The sequence below is a fragment of the Pseudomonas sp. SWRI77 genome (genome assembly GCF_014269105.1).
Taxonomy (GTDB): Bacteria; Pseudomonadota; Gammaproteobacteria; order Pseudomonadales; family Pseudomonadaceae; genus Aquipseudomonas; species Aquipseudomonas capeferrum.
Window position 1 is genome coordinate 27417 of sequence record NZ_JABWRV010000001.1, and the last position, 20372, is coordinate 47788.

Below are 20372 nucleotides of genomic sequence, written 5' to 3' on the forward strand. Positions count from 1 at the left end.
ACCCCTGTGCCGCATACCCGTATTTAGGCCCGGACGGACCTGCGAACATCACGCGCGATGATGTGCCGCTCCGGAAGATGACTACACGCGTTGTATGCAGTCGTTTTAACAGCGCCTGAACGAGGATTTTCCTACATGCCTGAAGTAACCCTGACCACCCTGCATGGCCTCAAGGCCAAGGGTGAAAAAATCACCATGCTGACCTGCTACGACGCGACCTTCGCCAAGGCCGCCAGCCAGGCCGGTGTCGAAGTGTTGCTGGTGGGCGACTCGCTGGGGATGGTCCTGCAAGGCCACGACAGCACACTGCCTGTGACCACGGCGGAAATGGCCTACCACACTGCCTGCGTCAAGCGTGGCAACGATGGCGCGCTGATTCTGGCCGACCTGCCGTTCATGGCGCACGCCACCCCCGAGCAGGCCTTCGCCAACTGCGCCACGCTGATGCAGGCCGGCGCCCACATGATCAAGCTCGAAGGCGCCGCCTGGCTGGCCGAGACCGTTCGCCTGCTGGCCGAGCGCGGTGTACCGGTGTGTGCGCACATGGGCCTGACGCCACAGACCGTCAACGTGCTGGGCGGTTACAAGGTGCAGGGCCGCCAGGAAGCCCAGGCGCGGCAGATGCGTGCCGACGCCATTGCCTTGGAACAGGCCGGCGCGGCCATGCTGCTGCTCGAATGCGTGCCTAGTGAACTGGCAGCGGAAATCACCCAGGCGGTGAGCATTCCGGTGATCGGCATCGGCGCCGGCAGCGCCACCGATGGCCAGGTGCTGGTACTGCACGACATGCTCGGCCTGTCGCTGAGTGGCCGGGTACCGAAGTTCGTGAAGAACTTCATGGCCGGCCAGCCGGACATCGACAGCGCCCTCGCCGCCTACGTGAAGGCGGTCAAGGACGTCAGCTTCCCCGCCAGCGAACATGGGTTCAGCGCATGAACACTGTCAAGACCGTCCGTGAACTGCGCGCCGCCGTTGGCCGCGCCCGCGGCGAAGGCAAGCGCATCGCGTTCGTGCCGACCATGGGCAACCTGCACAGCGGCCATGCCGCCCTGGTGACCAAGGCCGCCCAGCGAGCCGATTTCGTGGTTGCCAGCATCTTCGTCAACCCGCTGCAGTTCGGCGTCAATGAAGACCTCGACGCCTACCCGCGTACCCTGGCTGCCGACCAGGAGCGCTTGCTCCAGGCCGGCTGCAACCTGCTGTTTGCCCCGACTGTCGACGAGATGTACCCCGACGGCATGAGCGTGCAAACCCGGGTAAGCGTGCCCCAGCTCTCCGAAGGCCTGTGCGGCGCCAGCCGGCCAGGGCATTTCGAGGGTGTGGCGACGGTGGTCAGCAAGCTGTTCAACATGGTCCAGCCGGACCTCGCCGTGTTCGGCGAGAAGGACTTCCAGCAGTTGGCCGTGATCCGCGCCATGGTGCGCGACCTGAACATGCCCATCCAGATCATCGGTGAGCCTACCGTGCGCGCCGAGGACGGCCTGGCGCTGTCGTCGCGCAATGGTTACCTCACGCCCGAGCAACGTGTTACCGCGCCTGCGCTGTACCGCACCCTGCAGCACATCGGGGCGGCGCTTGGCCGTGGCCAGCGTGATTTTGCGGCACTGACCGCAGAAGGGCTGGCGCAACTGACCGCTGCGGGGTTGCGCCCGGACTACCTGGAAATTCGCCATGCCGTGAGCCTGCGCCCGGCGCTGATCGATGATCGGGACCTGGTGGTGATCGCGGCGGCTTACCTGGGTAACACCCGGTTGATCGACAACCTGTACCTGCACGTGGAAGACAAGACCGCCTGATCACGCGGTTTTCCGGGGGCGTTTTGCGCCCCTTTCGCGGCGCAAGGCCGCCCCCGCAACACACCGTGCAGATGCCCCGCGATATCCCGTCACGCCCCCCATTCCCCCCGCGCCGCCAATGCCTATAATGACTGCCTGCAACTGACAGCCAAGGCCAATGTCCAAGGCCTCACAACGCACCAAGGAACCCTCCGCAATGGCGTATTACCGTACACCCCATGATGTGACGGCCCTGCCCGCATGGCAGGCGCTCCAGCAACACCGCGACGCCATGCAAGACTTCAGCATGCGTGACGCCTTCGCCGCCGACCCCAAGCGCTTTGACCAGTTCTCGCTGAGCTGCTGCGGCTTGTTTCTCGACTACTCGAAGAACCTGATCAACGAACAAAGCCGTGACCTGCTGGTGAACCTGGCCAAAGAAGTCGGCCTGCAAGATGCCATCAAGTCGATGTTCAACGGCGAGATCATCAACGCCTCCGAAGGCCGCCCGGTGTTGCACACCGCCCTGCGCCGCCCGGTCGGCGACAAGCTCAGCGTCAACGGCGTCAACGTGATGCCCGAAGTGCACAAGGTGCTCAACCAGATCACTGAACTGGTGGGGCGCATCCACGACGGCCTGTGGCGCGGTTACAGCGAAAAACCGATCACCGACGTGGTCAACATCGGCATCGGTGGCTCGTTCCTCGGCCCCGAGCTGGTCTCCGAGGCACTGCTGCCCTACGCGCAACGTGGCGTGCGCTGCCACTACCTGGCGAACATCGATGGCAGCGAGTTCCACGAACTGTCGGCCAACCTGCGCGCCGAAACCACCCTGTTCATCGTTTCGTCGAAGTCGTTCAACACCCTCGAGACGCTGAAGAACGCCATGGCCGCGCGTACCTGGTACCTGGCCCAGGGCGGTTCGGAAGCCGAGCTGTATCGCCACTTCATCGCTGTTTCCAGCAACAAGGCCGCCGCCGTGGCCTTCGGCATTCGTGAAGAAAACATCTTCCCGATGTGGGACTGGGTGGGTGGGCGCTATTCGCTGTGGTCGGCCATCGGCCTGCCGATCGCCCTGGCCATCGGCACCGCCAACTTCAAGGAGCTGCTGTCTGGCGCCTACACCATGGACCAGCACTTCCAGACCGCGCCGTTCGAACAGAACATGCCAGTGCTGCTGGCCCTGCTGGGCGTGTGGTATGGCAACTTCTGGGGCGCGCGCAGCCATGCGATCCTGCCGTATGACCACTACCTGCGTAACATCACCAAGCACCTGCAACAGCTGGACATGGAGTCCAATGGCAAGCGCGTGCTGCAGGACGGCACACCGGTGAACACCGACACCGGCCCGGTAATCTGGGGTGGCGTTGGCTGCAACGGCCAGCATGCCTACCACCAGTTGCTGCACCAAGGCACCCAGCTGATTCCGGCCGACTTCATCGTGCCGGTGGTGAGCTTCAACCCGGTTGCCGACCACCACCAGTGGCTGTACGCCAACTGCCTGTCGCAGAGCCAGGCGCTGATGCTCGGCAAGACCCGTGACGAAGCCGAGACCGAACTGCGCGGCAAAGGCCTGAACGAAGCAGACATCGAGAAGCTGGCACCACACAAGGTGATCCCGGGCAACCGCCCGAGCAACACCCTGGTGGTCGAGCGCATCAGCCCGCGTCGCCTGGGCGCACTGGTGGCGATGTATGAGCACAAGGTCTTCGTGCAGAGCGTGATCTGGGGCATCAATGCCTTCGACCAGTGGGGCGTGGAGCTGGGCAAAGAGCTGGGCAAGGGTGTCTACCAGCGCCTTGTAGGCAGCCTGGAAGACAGCGCCGAAGACGGTTCGACCCAGGGCCTGATCAACTACTTCCGCGGCCGTCACCGCGGTTGATGCCAGCGGGGCCACCCGCCAGCTGAAATGACAGAAGGGCTCACCGCCAAGGTGGGCCCTTCGTCTTTCATGCCCAGGCGAACCCAGCCTGGCTACACTTGTCCATCGAATAGCCGTTGCAGTCCATCGCCCCGACAAGAGCAGGACAACCGCCATGTTCGATATACGCGACTACCCCCAGGCCCTGGCCGTCAGCCAATCGGCCGCCCTCACTGACGAAGAGTACCGCCGCCTCTACCAGCAATCGGTCGACGACCCCGATACGTTCTGGGCCGAGCAGGCCAAGCGCCTGGACTGGGTCAAGCCCTGGTCGAGCGTGCAGCAATGCGACCTGAAAACCGGCAAGGCCCGTTGGTTCGACGGCGGCCAGCTGAACGTCAGTTACAACTGCATCGACCGCCACCTGGCCACGCGCGGCGAACAGACCGCCTTGCTCTGGGAAGGCGACGACCCTGAAGACGCCAAGGCCATCAGCTACCGCGAATTGCACCGCCAGGTCTGCCGCCTGGCCAATGCCCTGAAAGCGCGTGGGGTGAAAAAGGGCGACCGGGTCTGCATCTACATGCCAATGATCCCTGAAGCGGCCTTTGCCATGCTCGCCTGCACGCGGCTGGGCGCTGTGCACTCGGTGGTGTTTGGGGGCTTTTCGCCCGATGCCCTGCGCGACCGCATCCTCGATGCCGATTGCCGCACCGTGATCACCGCCGATGAAGGCGTGCGCGGGGGCAAGCGCATCCCGCTGAAGCTGAACGTCGACAAGGCACTGGCCAACTGCCCCGATGTCAGCAGCGTATTCGTCGTGCGCCGCACCGGTGGCGACATCGCCTGGGATGAACGCCGCGACCTCTGGTATCACCAGGCAACCGAGCAGGCGGGTGACGACTGCCCGCCCGAACCCATGGGCGCAGAAGACCCGCTGTTCATCCTCTACACCTCTGGCAGCACCGGCAAACCCAAAGGCGTGTTGCATACCACCGCAGGCTACCTGCTGCAGGCCACACTCACTTTCAAGGTGGTGTTCGACTACCGCGAGGGTGAGGTGTTCTGGTGCACGGCGGACGTGGGCTGGGTCACCGGCCACAGCTACATCGTCTATGGCCCGCTGGCCAATGGTGCGATTTCGCTGATGTTCGAAGGCGTGCCCAATTACCCGGACACATCGCGCTTCTGGCAGGTGGTGGACAAGCACCAGGTGAACATCTTCTACACCGCGCCCACGGCCTTGCGCGCCCTCATGCGCGAAGGCTCCGGCCCGCTGCAGAGCACCTCGCGCCAGAGCCTGCGCCTGCTCGGCAGTGTTGGCGAGCCGATCAACCCGGAAGCGTGGGAATGGTATTTCGAAGAAGTCGGGCGCAAGCGCTGCCCGATCGTCGATACCTGGTGGCAGACTGAAACCGGCGGCATCATGCTCACCCCGTTGCCCAGCACGCAGCGGCTCAAGCCCGGCTGCGCCAGCCAGCCCATGTTCGGTGTGCAGCCAGTGCTGCTGGACGAAAAAGGCGCACTCATCGAAGGCCCCGGCGCCGGCCTGCTGGCCATCAAGGCCAGTTGGCCCGGGCAGATTCGCAGCGTCTATGGCGACCATCAGCGCATGGTCGAAACCTACTTCAAGCCCCTGCCCGGCTACTACTTCACCGGTGACGGCGCACGCCGCGATGCCGATGGCGACTACTGGATAACCGGGCGCATCGACGACGTTATCAACGTGTCCGGCCACCGCATCGGCACGGCCGAGGTGGAAAGCGCGCTGGTCCTGCACGACAGCGTCGCCGAAGCGGCAGTGGTCGGCTACCCCCATGACCTCAAGGGCCAGGGGGTGTACGCCTTTGTCACGACCATGAACGGCGTGGACCCGGACGACGCGCTCAAGGCCGAACTGCTGGCCTTGGTCAGCAAGGAAATCGGCAGCTTCGCCAAACCGGAACTGATCCAATGGGCGCCGGCGCTGCCCAAAACCCGCTCGGGCAAGATCATGCGGCGTATACTGCGCAAGATCGCCTGCAACGAGCTGGAAAACCTCGGCGATACCTCGACCCTGGCCGACCCGAGCGTGGTCCAGGGCTTGATCGACAAACGCCTCAACCAATAGCCGGCGGCACATGTTCATGACCGCCCTGAACGACAGGTCGCCATGGAAGCCCTTCGCCGCCGCATCGAAACCCAGGTCATGAGCCTCACCGGGCTGGCCCTCGGCCAGCTCGACCTGGAATCGCCCAAGGGCGACCCTGGCCTGTTTGGCCCGCAAAGCATCAGTTGGCAGGTACACGGTGACTTCCCGAGCATGCTGGTCGGCGGCATCAGTGCCCTCATGCTGCAACTGCTGCACCCTCTGGCCCTGGCCGGGGTGTGGGACCACTCGAACTTTCGCCAGGACCTGCTCGGCCGTTTGCGCCGCACCAGCCAGTTCATTTCCGGCACCACCTTTGGCTCGACCCGCGACGCCGACTGGCTGATCGAAAAGGTCCGCACCATTCACCTGCAAGTCACCGGTACCGCGCCGGATGGCCGCCCCTATGCGGCCAGCGACCCGGGCTTGCTGACCTGGGTGCACGTCGCCGAGGTGAGCAGTTTCCTCGCCGCCCACCTGCGTTACCGCAACCCGCACCTGCCGCGTGCCGAGCAGGATGCCTACTACAACGAGATTGCCCTGATCGCCGAACGCCTTGGCGCCCGTGATGTACCGCGCTCCTGCCAGCAAGTCGAAGACTACCTGCGGCAGATGCGCCCGCAGTTGCAGAGCGATGCGCGCAGCTTCGAGGTGGTCGACATCCTGCTTGCCGCACCGGCCCCCAGCCGCCTGGCGCAACCTGTCGGCAAGCTGATGCTGAACGCGGGCATCGACCTGCTGCCCGATTGGGCCCAGGCCATGCTGGGCCTGCAACAAGGCCCCTTGCAGCGCCGCATGATCCGCCTTGGCCTGCAACGCACGGCGCCGGTACTGCGCTGGGCCATGCGCGACGGCTCGGCGCATCGGGCAAAGCGCCGCATGGGCATCGAATGAGGCGAAATGGTCGCCTCAGCGGAACTGATTTAACGTGCCATACTCCAAGCACTCCTGCTTAGACAGACGAAGCGACACATGTACAAAGGATTGACTCGCGCCCTCGGCGCCATGCTGGCCCTCGTAGCCCTCTATAGCCTGCTCGGCTTTCTCATTCTTCCCGGTGTCGCCCTGCGCATCGCCAACCAGCAGTTGGCGCACTATGCCAGCGTGCCGGCGCACCTGCAGCGCATCGAGCTGAACCCCTTCAGCCTCGAACTGACGCTATGGGGCTTGCAGATCGGCGAGCCTGGCAAGGAACAAGTCGGTTTCGAGCGGCTGTACGCCAACCTCTCGCTCGACAGCCTGTGGAGCGGTGCCCTGCACCTGACCGCGGTGGAACTCGACAAACCGCGCAACGAAGTGCTGTTTGCCAAGGACGGGACGCTCAACCTCACCCAGTTGTTCAAGTTGCCCGCCAGTGAGGCCAAGCCGGACCAGCCGCCCAGCGACCCGTTCCCGCTTCGCATCGGCAGCATCAAGCTCACCGAAGGTTACCTGCACTTCGAGGATCAACGCCCGAGCGAGCCGATCGAATTCCTCTACGACAACATGAACCTGGAGCTGAAAAACCTCAGCACCCTGCCGGACGACAATGCCGACATGACGCTGGTGGCCAACGGCCCCAACGGTGGGCGCATCGACTGGAAAGGCACCCTTGGCCTGTCGCCGATCGCCTCCGAAGGCACGCTGAAGATCACCGACGGCAAGATGAAACTGTTCTGGCCGTATGTGCGTGATGCCGTGCCGCTGGTGCTCGAAGACGGCGTGATCAGCCTCGATACCCACTACAAGCTCAACCTGTCCAAGCAGACCGAGCTGTTGCTGGACAACACCTCGGTACGCATCGCGCCTTTCGCCATCAAGGCGCCAGATGGGCGCAAACTCGCGCGTCTGGCCAGCCTTGAGGTGAGTGAAACCTCCATCGACCTGGCCAAGCAACAGGTGATCGTCGGCAAGATTCGTAGCGAAAAACTCGAAACCTGGGCTGCGCTGGAAAAAGATGGCCAACTCGATTGGCAGAAGCTGTTCGCCAGCCAACCGGCCAAGCCCACCCCCAAGGAAAAGGCCGAACCCGCCGCTGCCGAGCCTGCGCCCGATGCGCAAACCGCCAACACGCCAAGCAAGCCCTGGCAGGTGCTGCTCAAGGACGTGCAGCTGCGCAACTACAGCGTGCACCTGGCAGACCGCAGCCAGAAGGAACCCGTGGCCCTGGACGTCGGCCCGCTGAATGTCGACCTGCAAGGCTTCGACAGCCTCAACCAGACGCCTTTCACGCTCAAGCTCGATACCGGTGTGGGCAAGCAAGGCAAGCTGCAGGCCACTGGCCAGGTCAACCTGGCGCCGATCTGGGCCAAGCTGGATGTCAGCACACGTGACATCGACCTGCGTGTGGCCCAGGCCTACATCAGCCCGTTCATCCTCCTGGAACTTCGCAGCGGCATGCTCGCCAGCGACCTGAAGGTCGACTTGAAAAGTACCGAGCCACTGGCCTTCAACGTCGCCGGCAAGGCCCAGGTCAACCAGCTGCATACGCTCGACACCATCAAGGGCCGCGACTTCGTGAAGTGGCAGCAAGTGAACGTCGACGGCCTGTCGTATGTGCACGGTGATGCCCTGTCGATCGACAAGGTGACCCTGCTGCAGCCTTATGCGCGCTTCATCATCAACGAAGACCGCACCACCAACATCAACGACCTGCTGATCCCGCAACCGGCCGACGCGCCTGCGTCCAAGGCTGCCAAACCGGCCAGCAACGACAAGCCGTTGGGCATACACATCGGCCAGATCGACATCAACGACGGCTCGGCCAACTTCGCTGACCTGTCCCTCACGCCCAACTTCGCCACGGCCGTGCAACAGCTCAACGGCCAGGTCGGCACGATCGACAACCGTAAGCCGAACCCGGCCAAGGTGGACATCAAGGGCAAGGTCGACCGCTATGCGCCGGTTACCATCAAGGGTGCGCTCAACCCGTTCAACCCGCTGGCCAGCCTGGATATCGCCACCAGCTTCAAGCGGGTCGAACTGACCACGCTGACGCCCTACTCCGGCAAGTTCGCAGGCTTCCGTATCCGCAAGGGCCGGCTCAACCTTGACCTGCACTACCTGATTACCAACGGCCAGCTCAAGGCCGAGAACAAGGTGGTGGTCGAGCAATTGCAGCTGGGTGAGAAGGTCGACAGCCCGGATGCCGTGGACCTGCCGATCCGCCTGGCGGTTGCGCTGCTCAAGGATACCGAAGGCAAGATCTCCATCGAGTTGCCGGTGACGGGTGACCTCAACAACCCGCAGTTCAGCGTCATGCCGATTGTCTGGCAAACCCTGCGCAACCTGGTGTTGCGCGCGGCCCAGGCACCGTTCAAGTTCATTGGCGGGCTGATTGCTGGCGGGGGCTCGGAAGACCTCGGCAACGTGTCATTCGCCCCGGGCTCGAGTGAACTCAGTGGCGACGCCCAGTCGTCGCTGGACAAACTGGCCTCGGCCCTCAAGGAGCGCCCGGAGCTGCGCCTGGAAATCGAAGGCACCAGCGCGCAGACCAGCGACGGCCCGTTGATCGCCCAGCAGCGCCTGGACCGCGAGTACCAGGCCACCTGGTACAAGATCCTGCAGCGTCGTGGCGACAAGGTGCCTGCCAATGCCTCGATGCTGGTGGTCGACGACAGCGACAAGCCGGCGATGCTCGAAGGCATCTACCGCAATCGCCTGAAGCAGCAACCACCGGCTGAGTGGGAACAACTGGGGCGCGACGAGCGCACCGCCAAGCTGCGTGAAGCGGTGATCAAGTCCTGGGCCGAGAGCGCCCCCTTGCTGCGTACGCTCGGCCAGGAGCGGGCCAGCAGCATCAAGGACTACCTGGTGGACAAGGGCAAGCTGGAAGACGACCGGGTGTACTTCATCGATACCACCCTGGGTCAGGCTGAGAAGGATGGCCGGGTGATCACCCCGATGCACCTGGATGCCGAGTGATCAACCCCGGGCCGCTTCGCGGGCTTGCCCCGCGAAGCGGCCGGTACCGGCAATAAAAGCTGCAATCAGGCCAACCGCTGGCCCGACACCGCCGGGTGATACAGCGGCTGTACCTTGTTACCTGCCGGGTCCAGCAAGTGGAAGCTGCGCGCGCCGTCCCCATGGTTGAATGGACGGTCGAGCAAGGTCACCCCGCGCGCCTTGAAGTACTGGTACCAGGCCTCCAGCTCTTCCACGCTGTCGACGATGAAGCCGTAGTGGTCGAGAGTCTGCAAACCATTGGCCGCCCCCGCCCCGCGCCCCAATGACAAATTGTCGTTACCGCAGGTCAGGTAGACCAAGTCTTCATTGGCCCGGTTGAGCACCTCCATACCAAGCACGTCGACGTAAAAGCGCTCGCACTCCTCAAGGTTAGGGACTAGCAAGGCAATATGGCGCAGGCCATTCAGACGGCCAGGGCGGGCAGGCAACTCGGACATTGGCGAAACTCCTTTTTTGTATACAATTCAGATCTGAATTTAAAACAAAAGGAGCGCCATGTGTATAGCCTGTTTATCAAGACACGCGTGAAGCCCGGCAGCGCCGAGGCTTTTCTGACCGCCATCAAGGCCAATGCCGCTGCTTCCGTAGCAACCGAGCCCGGTTGCCTGGTGTTCGACGTGTCTCAGGACCGCCTCGATCCCGACGTGATCTACCTCTACGAGATCTACCGTGACGATGCCGCCTACGAGGCACACACCCTGACAGCGCACTTTCGCGACAGTCGCCCGCTGGTCGAACCGCTGATCGTCGAGCAGGCGTGTTTCGAGAGCGACGTTATCGCCCGTAACCCGGTTTTCTGAGGCGCACAGTAAAAAGCCCCGGCAGTGATGCCAGGGCTTTCCTGAAAAGTGGCCAATTCCGTTTGGCCTATGGGACATTCCTTATTCGGACTTCAGGCCATCAGACATTACGCTTTTGACACCCTTGATGTTCTTGGTGATCCGTACCGCTTCTTCCTTCTGCGAATCGGTGACTTTCACATCCGAAGACAGCGACACCACACCTTGGCTAGTCTCGACTTTGATGTCGCTGCCTGGGATGCCTTTTTCAGTCAGCAGATCAGCTTTGACCTTGGTGGTGATCCAAGTATCAGAGCCTTCCTGTTTCGCATCGTCCACTGTATTGGCAGCCAACATGACTGGAGCCTGGGTGGCTTGGGCTGCAAATGCCGCGTTAGCCATGGTCAGGGTCAGAGCGGTAGCAGTAGCGGCAGCAATGGCGAACTTCTTCATGTGAGTCACTCCTGTTTTTCGAAAGGTCTGCGCCGTTATTCCTGGCTGCAGGTATGAAGGTAGTTGCACGTGCTGTGCCAGTTTTCCCTCTTCCACTTAACCTTTATAAATCAATGACTTATACATACTGGCATTTGCATGAGTCGTGCAATTTGCAACCTGCGGGGTAAACCTGCGTGCAAGATGCAACTGTGCAAAAGGTTCCCTGCGGGCATAAAAAAAGAGCCCCGAAGGGCTCTTTTTTCATTGCGCGTCAGTCGCTTAGACGCCGGAGGCCTTGGCCGCGGCAACGTCTTTGATCGACAGCTTGATACGGCCGCGGTTGTCCACGTCCAGTACCAGTACTTCCACTTCCTGACCTTCTTTCAGAATGTCGGTGACCTTCTCGACGCGAGCATCGCTCAGCATGGAGATGTGCACCAGGCCATCCTTGCCAGGCAGGATGTTGACGAAGGCACCGAAATCAACGATGCGCTCGACCTTGCCGACATAGATCTTGCCGATTTCGGCCTCTGCAGTGATGCCCAGGATGCGCTGACGAGCTGCTTCAGCCGCTTCCTTGGTTTCGCCGAAGATCTTGATCGAGCCATCGTCTTCGATGTCGATCGAAGCCTTGGTCTCTTCGCAGATGGCGCGGATGGTGGCGCCGCCTTTACCGATGACGTCACGGATCTTGTCGGTGTCGATCTTCATCGCGATCATGGTCGGGGCGTTGGCCGACAGCTCGGTACGCGATTGACCAATGATCTGGTTCATCTGGCCGAGGATGTTCAGGCGCGCTTCCAGGGCTTGGCCCAGGGCGATTTCCATGATCTCTTCGGTGATGCCGTTGATCTTGATGTCCATCTGCAGTGCGGTAACACCCTTGGCGGTACCGGCAACCTTGAAGTCCATGTCGCCCAGGTGGTCTTCGTCACCCAGGATGTCGGTCAGAATGGCGAACTTCTCGCCTTCCTTGACCAGGCCCATGGCGATACCGGCCACTGGCGCCTTCATCGGTACACCGGCGTCCATCAGGGCCAGGGAAGCACCGCAGACCGAAGCCATGGAGCTCGAACCGTTGGACTCGGTGATTTCCGATACCACACGAATGGTGTACGGGAACACGTCGGCGGCAGGCAGCATGGCCTGTACCGAACGGCGGGCCAGACGGCCGTGGCCGATTTCACGACGGCCAGCACCGCCCATGCGGCCACACTCGCCCACCGAGAACGGCGGGAAGTTGTAGTGCAGCATGAAGGGGTCTTTCTTCTCGCCTTCGAGGGTGTCCAGCAGCTGGGCGTCACGCGCAGTACCCAGGGTCGCGACGACCAGGGCCTGGGTTTCACCACGGGTGAACAGTGCCGAACCGTGAGTCTTCGGCAGCACGCCGACTTCAATGCTCAGCGGGCGAACGGTCTTGGTGTCACGACCATCGATACGTGGCTTGCCGTTTACGATGTTTTCGCGAACGGTGCGGTATTCGATTTCGCCGAAGATTTCTTTGACTTCGGAAGCCGAAGGCTGGCCTTCTTCACCGGAGAACTTGGCGATCGCCTGATCACGCAGCTCGCCCAGGCGCGCGTAGCGGTCGGCCTTGACGGTGATGGTGTAGCCCTGCGAAACAGCCTCGCCGAACTCGGCGCGGATGGCGTTGAGCAGCTCGGTGTTGGCAACAGCGGGTTTCCAGTCCCAGGTCGGCTTGCCCGCTTCGGCGGCCAGCTCTTTGACAGCCTGGATAACGGACTGGAATTCGTCGTGGGCGAACAGTACGGCGCCCAGCATCTGGTCTTCGGTCAGCTCTTGGGCTTCCGATTCAACCATCAGTACGGCGTCGGAGGTACCGGCAACGACCATGTCCAGGCTCGAGGCAGCCAGTTGCTCATAGGTCGGGTTCAGCAGGTAGCCGGTGCTTTCGTGGAAGGCTACGCGGGCGGCGCCGATCGGGCCTTCGAACGGAATGCCGGAAATAGCCAGGGCAGCCGAGGTACCGATCATCGCAGCGATGTCCGGGTCGGTCTTCTTGCTGGTGGAAACCACGGTGCAGACGACCTGGACTTCGTTCATGAAGCCTTCAGGGAACAGCGGGCGGATCGGACGGTCGATCAGGCGCGAGGTCAGGGTCTCTTTCTCGGAAGGACGGCCTTCACGCTTGAAGAAGCCACCCGGGATCTTGCCGGCGGCGTAGGTCTTTTCCTGGTAGTGGACCGACAGCGGGAAGAAACCCTTGCCTGGATCGGCCTGCTTGGCACCTACCACAGTCACCAGCACGGTGACGTCGTTGTCGACGGTAACCAGCACTGCGCCGGTTGCCTGACGGGCAATGCGGCCCGTTTCGAGAGTAACGGTCGATTGACCGAACTGGAATGTCTTGATTACCGGGTTCACGGTTTCCTACCTTTTCAGTGGCTCTGGGGGGAACTGGTTTCTTGCGAATTCTTGGGCAGAACGGGGAATCGGCCCCATTGACCGTCCAGATACAACACGAGGCTGGGAGCCTGGCCGAAGTGCGGAAAACCGCTCAACGTAACCAGGCTGCCAACCTCGGAGATACGCATGGCGTGCCCAAAGACAACGCTGCCAGGCAGCGTTGCCAATGCATGAGACGCCATGCACACCACTGACCAGGCCGCTATTAGCGACGCAGGCCCAGGCGACCGATCAGGGCGCTGTAACGAGTGGTGTCTTTACCCTTCAGGTAGTCCAGCAGCTTACGACGCTGGTTAACCATACGGATCAGGCCACGACGCGAGTGGTGGTCTTTACCGTTGGCCTTGAAGTGGCCTTGCAGCTTGTTGATGTTCGCGGTCAGCAGAGCAACCTGAACTTCCGGGCTACCAGTGTCGCCAGCAGCTTGCTGGTAGTCGGTAACGATTTGAGCTTTTTCTTCAACGCTGAGGGCCATTTGGCTTCTCCTGATAACGGATCCCGCGAGCGGGGTCCAATAGGCCAGGGACAAATCCCTGTATTAATATGAAAGGTGTGACCGTGCCTACTGACAGCCACCCTTGATCCCGTAGGGCCCGGCCGAAGCCAGACCCTGCGGTTTCGGTCATTCCGACCGAATCAGCCGACGTGGCGCAATGCGCCCGTCTTCGCTCACTTCACCGATACCGATGAAGCGCGCATTGTGATCCTGTACGCGGACCATGCCAAACTGCGGTGCATCCGGCGCACGTACTGCCTGGCCATGCAGCCAGTAGAACGCACTGTGCTCGGACAAACTCACCATTGGCCAGTCCTGCAGCCCGCTGTCGGAAGGCATCAGGAAGCGATCGAGCGCTTCGTTGCCACCTTCGGCATGGGCCTGTTCGAGTTCCTCGAGGGTCACCGTCTGTGCCAGCTCGAAGGGCCCGGCCTGGGTCCTGCGCAGCTCGGCGACATAAGCGCCACAGCCAAGGGCTTCGCCGATATCCTCCACCAGGGTGCGGATATAGGTGCCTTTGCTGCATCCTACCGTCAACCGTGCACGGGTGCCTTCGCACTCGAGCAACTCCAAGCGGTTAATAGTAACAGAACGCGCCTCGCGCTCCACTACCTCTCCAGCACGAGCCAGTTTGTACAGTGGCTGGCCGTCACGCTTGAGCGCCGAGTACATCGGCGGTATCTGGCTGATCGGGCCACGAAAACGGGGCAGCAGCGCCTCGATGTCGGCACGACCAACGGTCACTTCACGGGTCTGCAGGACCTCGCCTTCAGCATCGGCAGTATTGGTAGTCTGCCCCATCTGCATGACGGTTTCGTAGCCCTTGTCGGAATCGAGCAGGTACTGCGAAAACTTGGTCGCTTCGCCGAAGCACAGTGGCAGCACGCCGGTTGCCAGCGGGTCGAGGCTGCCGGTGTGGCCGGCCTTCTCCGCGTTGAGCAACCAGCGCACTTTCTGCAGTGCCGCGTTGGAGGTGAAGCCCAGTGGCTTGTCCAGCAGGATGATGCCGCTGACGTTGCGGCGGATACGTTTGACCTGGGCCACCGCTTACTCCTTGGTGTCCAGCTCGTCGGTAGCCTTGTGCAGGCGGTCTTCAGCCACTGCACGCTCGATCAGCGCCGACAGGTGTACACCGCGGCTGACGCTTTCATCGAAGTGGAAATGCAGCTGGGGCACGCTGCGCAGTTGCATCGAACGCCCCAGGTGCAGGCGCAGGAAGCTGGCGGCGCTGTTCAGTGCCTTGAGCGACTGCTTCACGGCATCTGGCGTTTCCTCGCCCATGACGGTGATGAACACCTTGGCATGGCCCAGGTCGCGGCTGACATCCACGGCGGTGATGGTCACCAGGCCGACACGTGGATCCTTGACTTCGCGGCGGATCAGCTCAGCCAGCTCGCGCTGCATCTGATCACCGATACGTTGGGTACGGCTATATTCTTTGGCCATTCTTGCTACCTGTAACTTAAAGCGGCAAACGCCCGGTCAAGCTGATGCCTGACCGGGCGCTACCTGTAAAGGCGCCGCCAACCGCCCTGTAGCGGGGGCTTGCGGCAAGCTCGCCCTTAGAGGGTACGAGCCACCTGGACTTTCTCGAAGACTTCGATCTTGTCGCCGACCTTGACGTCGTTGTAGCTCTTGACGCCAATACCGCACTCCATGCCCGAACGTACTTCGGCAGCGTCGTCCTTGAAGCGACGCAGCGATTCCAGCTCGCCTTCGAAGATCACAACGTCCTCGCGCAGAACGCGGATCGGACGGTTGCGGTACACGGTACCTTCGATGACCATACAGCCAGCGATGGCGCCGAACTTCGGCGAACGGAACACGTCACGCACTTCGGCGACACCCAGGATGTTCTCGCGAACATCGCTGCCGAGCATGCCGGTCAGGGCCTTCTTGACGTCTTCGATGATGTCGTAGATCACGTTGTAGTAACGCATATCCAGACCTTCCTGCTCGACGATCTTGCGCGCACCGGCATCGGCACGCACGTTGAAGCCGAACAGCACCGCGTTGGACGCCAGCGCCAGGTTGGCGTCGCTCTCGGTGATACCACCCACACCGCCGCCAATCACGCGAACCTGTACTTCCTCGTTGCCCAAGCCGCCGAGCGAGCCGTTCAACGCTTCCAGGGAACCACGTACATCGGTCTTGAGGACGATGTTGAGGGTTTTCTTCTCTTCCTGACCCATGGTCTCGAAGATGTTTTCCAGCTTGCCAGCGTGAGCACGGGCCAGCTTGACCTCGCGGTACTTGCCTTGACGGAACAGGGCAACTTCGCGGGCTTTCTTCTCGTCAGCAACCACCGACAGCTCGTCACCGGCTTCCGGGGTACCGTCCAGGCCAAGGATCTCGACCGGGATCGACGGGCCAGCTTCCTTCACAGGCTTGCCGTTCTCGTCGAGCATGGCACGTACGCGGCCATAGTTGGAGCCGCACAGGACCATGTCGCCCTGACGCAGGGTACCGTCCTGAACCAGGATGGTCGCCACTGGGCCACGGCCCTTGTCCAGGCGCGATTCGACGACGACACCACGACCAGGTGCGGTCGGGGTAGCGCTCAGTTCGAGGATCTCGGCCTGCAGCAGAACGGCTTCGAGCAGCTCGTCCACACCGGTACCCATCTTCGCCGAAACCTTGACGAAAGGCGTGTCACCACCCCATTCCTCGGAGGTCACGCCTTCGACGGACAGCTCGTTGCGGATGCGATCGAGGTCGGCACCAGGCTTGTCGATCTTGTTCACGGCAACAACCAGTGGCACGCCAGCTGCCTTGGCATGCTGAACAGCTTCACGGGTTTGCGGCATCACGCCGTCGTCCGCCGCCACCACCAGGATGACGATGTCGGTCGCCTTGGCACCACGAGCACGCATCTGAGTGAACGCAGCGTGGCCCGGGGTATCGAGGAAGGTGACCATGCCGCGGTCGGTTTCCACGTGGTAGGCGCCGATGTGCTGGGTGATACCGCCGGCTTCGCCAGCAGCAACCTTGGCACGACGGATGTAGTCGAGCAGCGAGGTCTTACCGTGGTCAACGTGGCCCATGACGGTAACGACCGGGGCGCGCGATTCGGTTTTGCCTTCGAACTTCAGCGATTCGGCCAGGGAGTCTTCCAGGGCAGTATCGCTGACCAGGGTGACCTTGTGGCCCAGCTCTTCTGCGATCAGCTGAGCGGTTTCCTGGTCGAGCACCTGGTTGATGGTAACCGGGGTGCCCATCTTGAACATGAACTTGACCACTTCAGCGCCCTTGACGGACATCTGGTTGGCCAGTTCCGAGACCGTGATGGTCTCACCGATGGTCACGTCACGGATGACGGGGCCGGTCGGGCTCTGGAAGCCGTGCTGGTTACGCTTCTTCAGCTTGCCCTTGCCGCCACGACCACGACGAGCGCCATCGCTCTCTTCTTCGGTGGTACGCGGAGCAGCGCGTGGAGTCGGTGCTTTTTCCTTCTCCTTGACCTTGACCTTGATCGACACGCGAGGCGCCTCGCCACGACGACGGTCGTCATCACGAGTGCGGCTTTCGTTGCGACGGGTCTCGTCCTTCTTGCGCTCGGCAGCACGCGCAGCGGCATCTTCCGAGGCAGGCGCGTCAGCGACTACCGGTGCCGGCGCAGGTGCGGCGGCAGCGGCAGCCGGCTTGGCAGCTGGGGCCGCAGGGGCGGCATCAGCAGCCTGACGGCGGGCCTGATCTTCGTTGCGCTGGCGAACGTCGGCGTCAACCTTGTCGCGCGCAGCGTTTTCCGCCGCACGGCGCTCATCCTGCTCGCGTTTCTGCTCAGCCTGGATTTCTTCCGGGCTGCGCTGCACGAATACTTTCTTCTTGCGTACTTCTACGCTGATACTTTTGCTACCGGCGACACGCAGGGTGCTGGTGGTTTTGCGCTGCAAGGTAATCTTGCGCGGCTCTTCCGCCTTGCTCTTGTGGCTGCTTTTCAAATGAGTCAGCAGAGTCTGCTTCTCATTGTCGGTCACTACCTGACCGGCGTCGGTGTGCGGCAGACCTGCCTCACGCATCTGCTGCAGCAGGCGCTCTACCGGTGCCTCGACCTCTTGGGCCAGTTCTTTCACCGTGACTTGCGTCATGCACTTCTCTCCTCAGGCCGCGCCTAATTACTCGAACCAGTGGGCTCGGGCGGCCATGATCAACTTGCCGGCACGCTCTTCGTCGATGCCGTCGATGTCGAGCAGATCGTCGATCGACTGCTCGGCCAGGTCTTCGCGGTTAACCACGCCGCGCACCGCCAGTTCCGCCGCCAGGTCCTTGTCCATGCCCTCAAGGGAGAGCAGGTCTTCGGCCGGATGGGCGTCTGCCAGTTTTTCTTCGGTAGCGATGGCCTTGGTCAACAAACGGTCCTTGGCTCGAGCGCGGAGCTCATTGACGATATCTTCGTCAAAGCCATCGATGTTGAGCATTTCTTCCAACGGTACGTAGGCAATTTCTTCGAGGCTGGTAAAGCCTTCGTCGACCAGCACTTGGGCCAGCTCCTCGTCGACTTCCAGTTCATCGATGAAGTTGCGCAGGATGTCACCGGTTTCTGCTTGCTGCTTGGCCTGGATGTCCTTTTCGGTCATCACGTTCAAGGTCCAGCCGGTCAACTGACTGGCCAAACGAACGTTCTGACCGCCACGGCCAATGGCCTGGGCAAGGTTGTCTTCGGCGACGGCGATGTCCATGGCATGGGCATCCTCGTCAACGATAATCGCCGCGACTTCAGCCGGCGACATGGCGTTGATGACGAACTGCGCCGGGTTATCGTCCCACAGGACGATATCCACACGCTCACCACCCAACTCTCCGGATACGGCTTGGACACGCGAACCGCGCATGCCGATACAGGCACCTTGCGGGTCGATGCGCTTGTCCTTGGAGCGGACGGCGATCTTGGCTCGCGAACCCGGATCACGGGAGGCAGCCATGACTTCAATGAGGCCCTCGGCAATTTCCGGCACTTCAATGCGGAAAAGCTCGATCAGCATCTGTGGCGCAGTGCGCGACAGGATCAGCTGGGGGCCACGGTTTTCAGTGCGGATTTCCTTGAGCAGCGCACGCAGGCGCACGCCAACCCGGAAAGTCTCGCGGGGAATGATGTCTTCGCGAGCCAGCAAGGCCTCGGCGTTGTTGCCCAGGTCAACGATGACGTTGTCGCGGGTAACCTTCTTGACGGTACCGGAGATGATCTCGCCCACGCGTTCGCGGTAGGCATCGACCACCTGGGCGCGCTCGGCCTCACGGACCTTCTGCACGATGACCTGCTTGGCGGTCTGGGCGGCGATACGACCGAACTCGATAGACTCGATCTTCTCCTCGATCACGTCACCGACCTTGGCTTCAGGGTGGGTCTCGTGGATCTTGCTCAACCAGGTCTCGATTGCCGGATCATCAAGATCGGCTTCATCGACCACAGTCCAGCGACGGAAGGTCTCGTAGCTACCGGTGTGGCGGTTGATTTCCACACGCAGGTCGACTTCGTCCTCAAAACGTTTTTTGGTTGCAGTGGCCAGGGCCACTTCCAGCGCTTCGAAAATGACGCCGGGCGGTACACCCTTTTCGTTGGATACCGATTCAACAACCAGCAGTACTTCTTTGCTCATCGTACGCCTCGCCTTGCGCAAGCCATTGGGCCCGGATAGTCCGCCGGGCCCGGCACGTCTCAGTCAAAACTGGGAATAATATTGGCCTTGTCGATCGAGTCGATCGGCAACAGGAACTCCTGGTCGTCCACCTGGACCACCACATCCTGCTCCTCCACACCGCGGAGAAGGCCCTGGAAGTTACGACGACCCTCGAAGGGTGAGCGCAGCTTGATCTTCACTTGTTCGCCGGCATGCGAGGCAAACTGTTCAAGCGTGAACAGCGGGCGTTCCATGCCAGGAGAAGAAACCTCTAGGGTATATTCAGAGCTGATCGGATCTTCCACATCGAGGACGCTGCTGACCTGACGGCTGACTTCAGCGCAGTCGTCCACCAGAATGCCGCCTTCCTTATCGATGTAGACACGTAGTACCGAATGCTTGCCCTGGGAGACGAATTCGATCCCCCAGCATTCGAAGCCCAGCCCCGTGACCACCGGGGCCAACAAGGCCTGCAACTGTTCTAGCTTGCTCGACACCTGAACCCCCTCGTGCATGCTGTGCAAATAAAAAATGGGCGAAGCGCCCATCCCTGAAAGCGCCGTTGGACAACGACGCCGAAAACTGTTCGGCTAGCAAAAAGCCCCTGAAAAGGGGCTCCGCTAAAGCTGGTTGCGGGGGCTGGATTTGAACCAACGACCTTCGGGTTATGAGCCCGACGAGCTACCAAGCTGCTCCACCCCGCGACAAAGCTGGGGGCGAAAGTATAAGACCGAACCCCGTACGGGGTCAATCCGACCTCCACCTACAAGAAAGCCCGCATAAAGCGGGCTCTCTTGCTTCAATTGGTACCGAGAAGGGGACTCGAACCCCTACACCCTATGGGCACAACCACCTCAAGGTTGCGTGTCTACCAATTCCACCACCTCGGCAATACTACTTCTTGAAAC

Annotated in this window: 16 protein-coding genes and 2 tRNA genes; 7 read left to right on the top strand and 11 right to left on the bottom strand. The window is 61.7% G+C overall.

All coding sequences use genetic code 11. The features are described 5' to 3' along the window. The first annotated feature begins 135 nt into the window (after positions 1 to 135). The 6 genes from panB (at position 136) to HU766_RS00155 (ending at position 9667) form a co-directional block, all read left to right on the top strand. Entirely contained in the window at positions 136 to 936 is an 801-nt protein-coding gene (panB, locus tag HU766_RS00130; protein ID WP_033701569.1) for a 3-methyl-2-oxobutanoate hydroxymethyltransferase, read from the top strand. Beyond that, positions 933 to 1796 carry a pantoate--beta-alanine ligase gene (gene panC / locus HU766_RS00135; protein ID WP_186652593.1) on the top strand — a complete coding sequence of 288 codons (864 nt, stop codon included), beginning with the start codon at positions 933 to 935 and terminating at the stop codon, positions 1794 to 1796. Before panB ends, panC begins: the two co-directional genes overlap by 4 nt. A 196-nt stretch (positions 1797 to 1992) precedes the next feature. Further along, positions 1993 to 3657, top strand: coding sequence for a glucose-6-phosphate isomerase (gene pgi / locus HU766_RS00140; protein ID WP_186652594.1), 1665 nt, complete (start codon positions 1993 to 1995; stop codon positions 3655 to 3657). A gap of 154 nt (positions 3658 to 3811) precedes the next feature. After that, positions 3812 to 5746: an acetate--CoA ligase gene (gene acs / locus HU766_RS00145; protein ID WP_186652595.1), complete on the top strand. Its 1935-nt coding sequence runs from the start codon at positions 3812 to 3814 to the stop codon at positions 5744 to 5746. Between the two features lie 42 nt (positions 5747 to 5788). After that, positions 5789 to 6658 carry an oxygenase MpaB family protein gene (locus HU766_RS00150; protein ID WP_033701574.1) on the top strand — a complete coding sequence of 290 codons (870 nt, stop codon included), beginning with the start codon at positions 5789 to 5791 and terminating at the stop codon, positions 6656 to 6658. Between the two features lie 78 nt (positions 6659 to 6736). Beyond that, positions 6737 to 9667, top strand: a complete 2931-nt coding sequence (locus HU766_RS00155; RefSeq protein ID WP_186652596.1) for a DUF748 domain-containing protein — start codon at positions 6737 to 6739, stop codon at positions 9665 to 9667. 65 nt (positions 9668 to 9732) lie between these two features. On the opposite strand, the gene HU766_RS00160 is transcribed toward HU766_RS00155, so the two are convergent. Beyond that, positions 9733 to 10146: a VOC family protein gene (locus HU766_RS00160; protein ID WP_047583816.1), complete on the bottom strand. Its 414-nt coding sequence runs from the start codon at positions 10144 to 10146 to the stop codon at positions 9733 to 9735. Between the two features lie 60 nt (positions 10147 to 10206). On the opposite strand from HU766_RS00160, the gene HU766_RS00165 reads away from it, so the two are divergent. Continuing rightward, on the top strand, positions 10207 to 10509 hold the full coding sequence (locus HU766_RS00165) for a putative quinol monooxygenase (protein WP_186652597.1): 303 nt from the start codon (positions 10207 to 10209) through the stop codon (positions 10507 to 10509). Between the two features lie 81 nt (positions 10510 to 10590). On the opposite strand, the gene HU766_RS00170 is transcribed toward HU766_RS00165, so the two are convergent. The 10 genes from HU766_RS00170 to HU766_RS00215 all read right to left on the bottom strand — a co-directional run bounded on the left by HU766_RS00170 (position 10591) and on the right by HU766_RS00215 (position 20354). After that, the gene (locus HU766_RS00170) at positions 10591 to 10941 is read right to left on the bottom strand and encodes a BON domain-containing protein (protein ID WP_186652598.1); all 351 of its coding nucleotides are present in this window, start codon (positions 10939 to 10941) and stop codon (positions 10591 to 10593) included. A gap of 261 nt (positions 10942 to 11202) precedes the next feature. Beyond that, entirely contained in the window at positions 11203 to 13308 is a 2106-nt protein-coding gene (gene pnp / locus HU766_RS00175) for a polyribonucleotide nucleotidyltransferase (RefSeq protein ID WP_033701582.1), read from the bottom strand. A gap of 247 nt (positions 13309 to 13555) precedes the next feature. After that, the gene (rpsO, locus tag HU766_RS00180; RefSeq protein WP_016489163.1) at positions 13556 to 13825 is read right to left on the bottom strand and encodes a 30S ribosomal protein S15; all 270 of its coding nucleotides are present in this window, start codon (positions 13823 to 13825) and stop codon (positions 13556 to 13558) included. A gap of 147 nt (positions 13826 to 13972) precedes the next feature. Continuing rightward, entirely contained in the window at positions 13973 to 14890 is a 918-nt protein-coding gene (gene truB / locus HU766_RS00185; RefSeq protein WP_033701583.1) for a tRNA pseudouridine(55) synthase TruB, read from the bottom strand. Positions 14891 to 14893: 3 nt separating this feature from the next. Continuing rightward, entirely contained in the window at positions 14894 to 15292 is a 399-nt protein-coding gene (gene rbfA, locus HU766_RS00190) for a 30S ribosome-binding factor RbfA (RefSeq protein WP_033701584.1), read from the bottom strand. Between the two features lie 116 nt (positions 15293 to 15408). Further along, on the bottom strand, positions 15409 to 17934 hold the full coding sequence (gene infB, locus HU766_RS00195; protein WP_033701587.1) for a translation initiation factor IF-2: 2526 nt from the start codon (positions 17932 to 17934) through the stop codon (positions 15409 to 15411). Between the two features lie 27 nt (positions 17935 to 17961). After that, entirely contained in the window at positions 17962 to 19443 is a 1482-nt protein-coding gene (gene nusA / locus HU766_RS00200; RefSeq protein WP_027595024.1) for a transcription termination factor NusA, read from the bottom strand. 59 nt (positions 19444 to 19502) lie between these two features. Beyond that, positions 19503 to 19961 carry a ribosome maturation factor RimP gene (gene rimP / locus HU766_RS00205; RefSeq protein ID WP_033702568.1) on the bottom strand — a complete coding sequence of 153 codons (459 nt, stop codon included), beginning with the start codon at positions 19959 to 19961 and terminating at the stop codon, positions 19503 to 19505. Between the two features lie 130 nt (positions 19962 to 20091). After that, positions 20092 to 20168, bottom strand: a tRNA-Met gene (locus tag HU766_RS00210). 100 nt (positions 20169 to 20268) lie between these two features. Continuing rightward, positions 20269 to 20354 (bottom strand) — tRNA-Leu (locus tag HU766_RS00215). Positions 20355 to 20372 lie beyond the last annotated feature (18 nt).

Bases quoted from the DNA above. Each gene is read 5' to 3' on its own strand.
- pgi (WP_186652594.1), top strand. From the start codon at position 1,993: ATGGCGTATTACCGTACACCCCATGATGTGACGGCCCTGCCCGCATGG.
- HU766_RS00150 (WP_033701574.1), top strand. From the start codon at position 5,789: ATGGAAGCCCTTCGCCGCCGCATCGAAACCCAGGTCATGAGCCTCACC.
- HU766_RS00155 (WP_186652596.1), top strand. From the start codon at position 6,737: ATGTACAAAGGATTGACTCGCGCCCTCGGCGCCATGCTGGCCCTCGTA.
- acs (WP_186652595.1), top strand. From the start codon at position 3,812: ATGTTCGATATACGCGACTACCCCCAGGCCCTGGCCGTCAGCCAATCG.
- nusA (WP_027595024.1), bottom strand. From the start codon at position 19,443: ATGAGCAAAGAAGTACTGCTGGTTGTTGAATCGGTATCCAACGAAAAG.
- rbfA (WP_033701584.1), bottom strand. From the start codon at position 15,292: ATGGCCAAAGAATATAGCCGTACCCAACGTATCGGTGATCAGATGCAG.
- panC (WP_186652593.1), top strand. From the start codon at position 933: ATGAACACTGTCAAGACCGTCCGTGAACTGCGCGCCGCCGTTGGCCGC.
- panB (WP_033701569.1), top strand. From the start codon at position 136: ATGCCTGAAGTAACCCTGACCACCCTGCATGGCCTCAAGGCCAAGGGT.
- HU766_RS00170 (WP_186652598.1), bottom strand. From the start codon at position 10,941: ATGAAGAAGTTCGCCATTGCTGCCGCTACTGCTACCGCTCTGACCCTG.
- rpsO (WP_016489163.1), bottom strand. From the start codon at position 13,825: ATGGCCCTCAGCGTTGAAGAAAAAGCTCAAATCGTTACCGACTACCAG.
- infB (WP_033701587.1), bottom strand. From the start codon at position 17,934: ATGACGCAAGTCACGGTGAAAGAACTGGCCCAAGAGGTCGAGGCACCG.
- HU766_RS00160 (WP_047583816.1), bottom strand. From the start codon at position 10,146: ATGTCCGAGTTGCCTGCCCGCCCTGGCCGTCTGAATGGCCTGCGCCAT.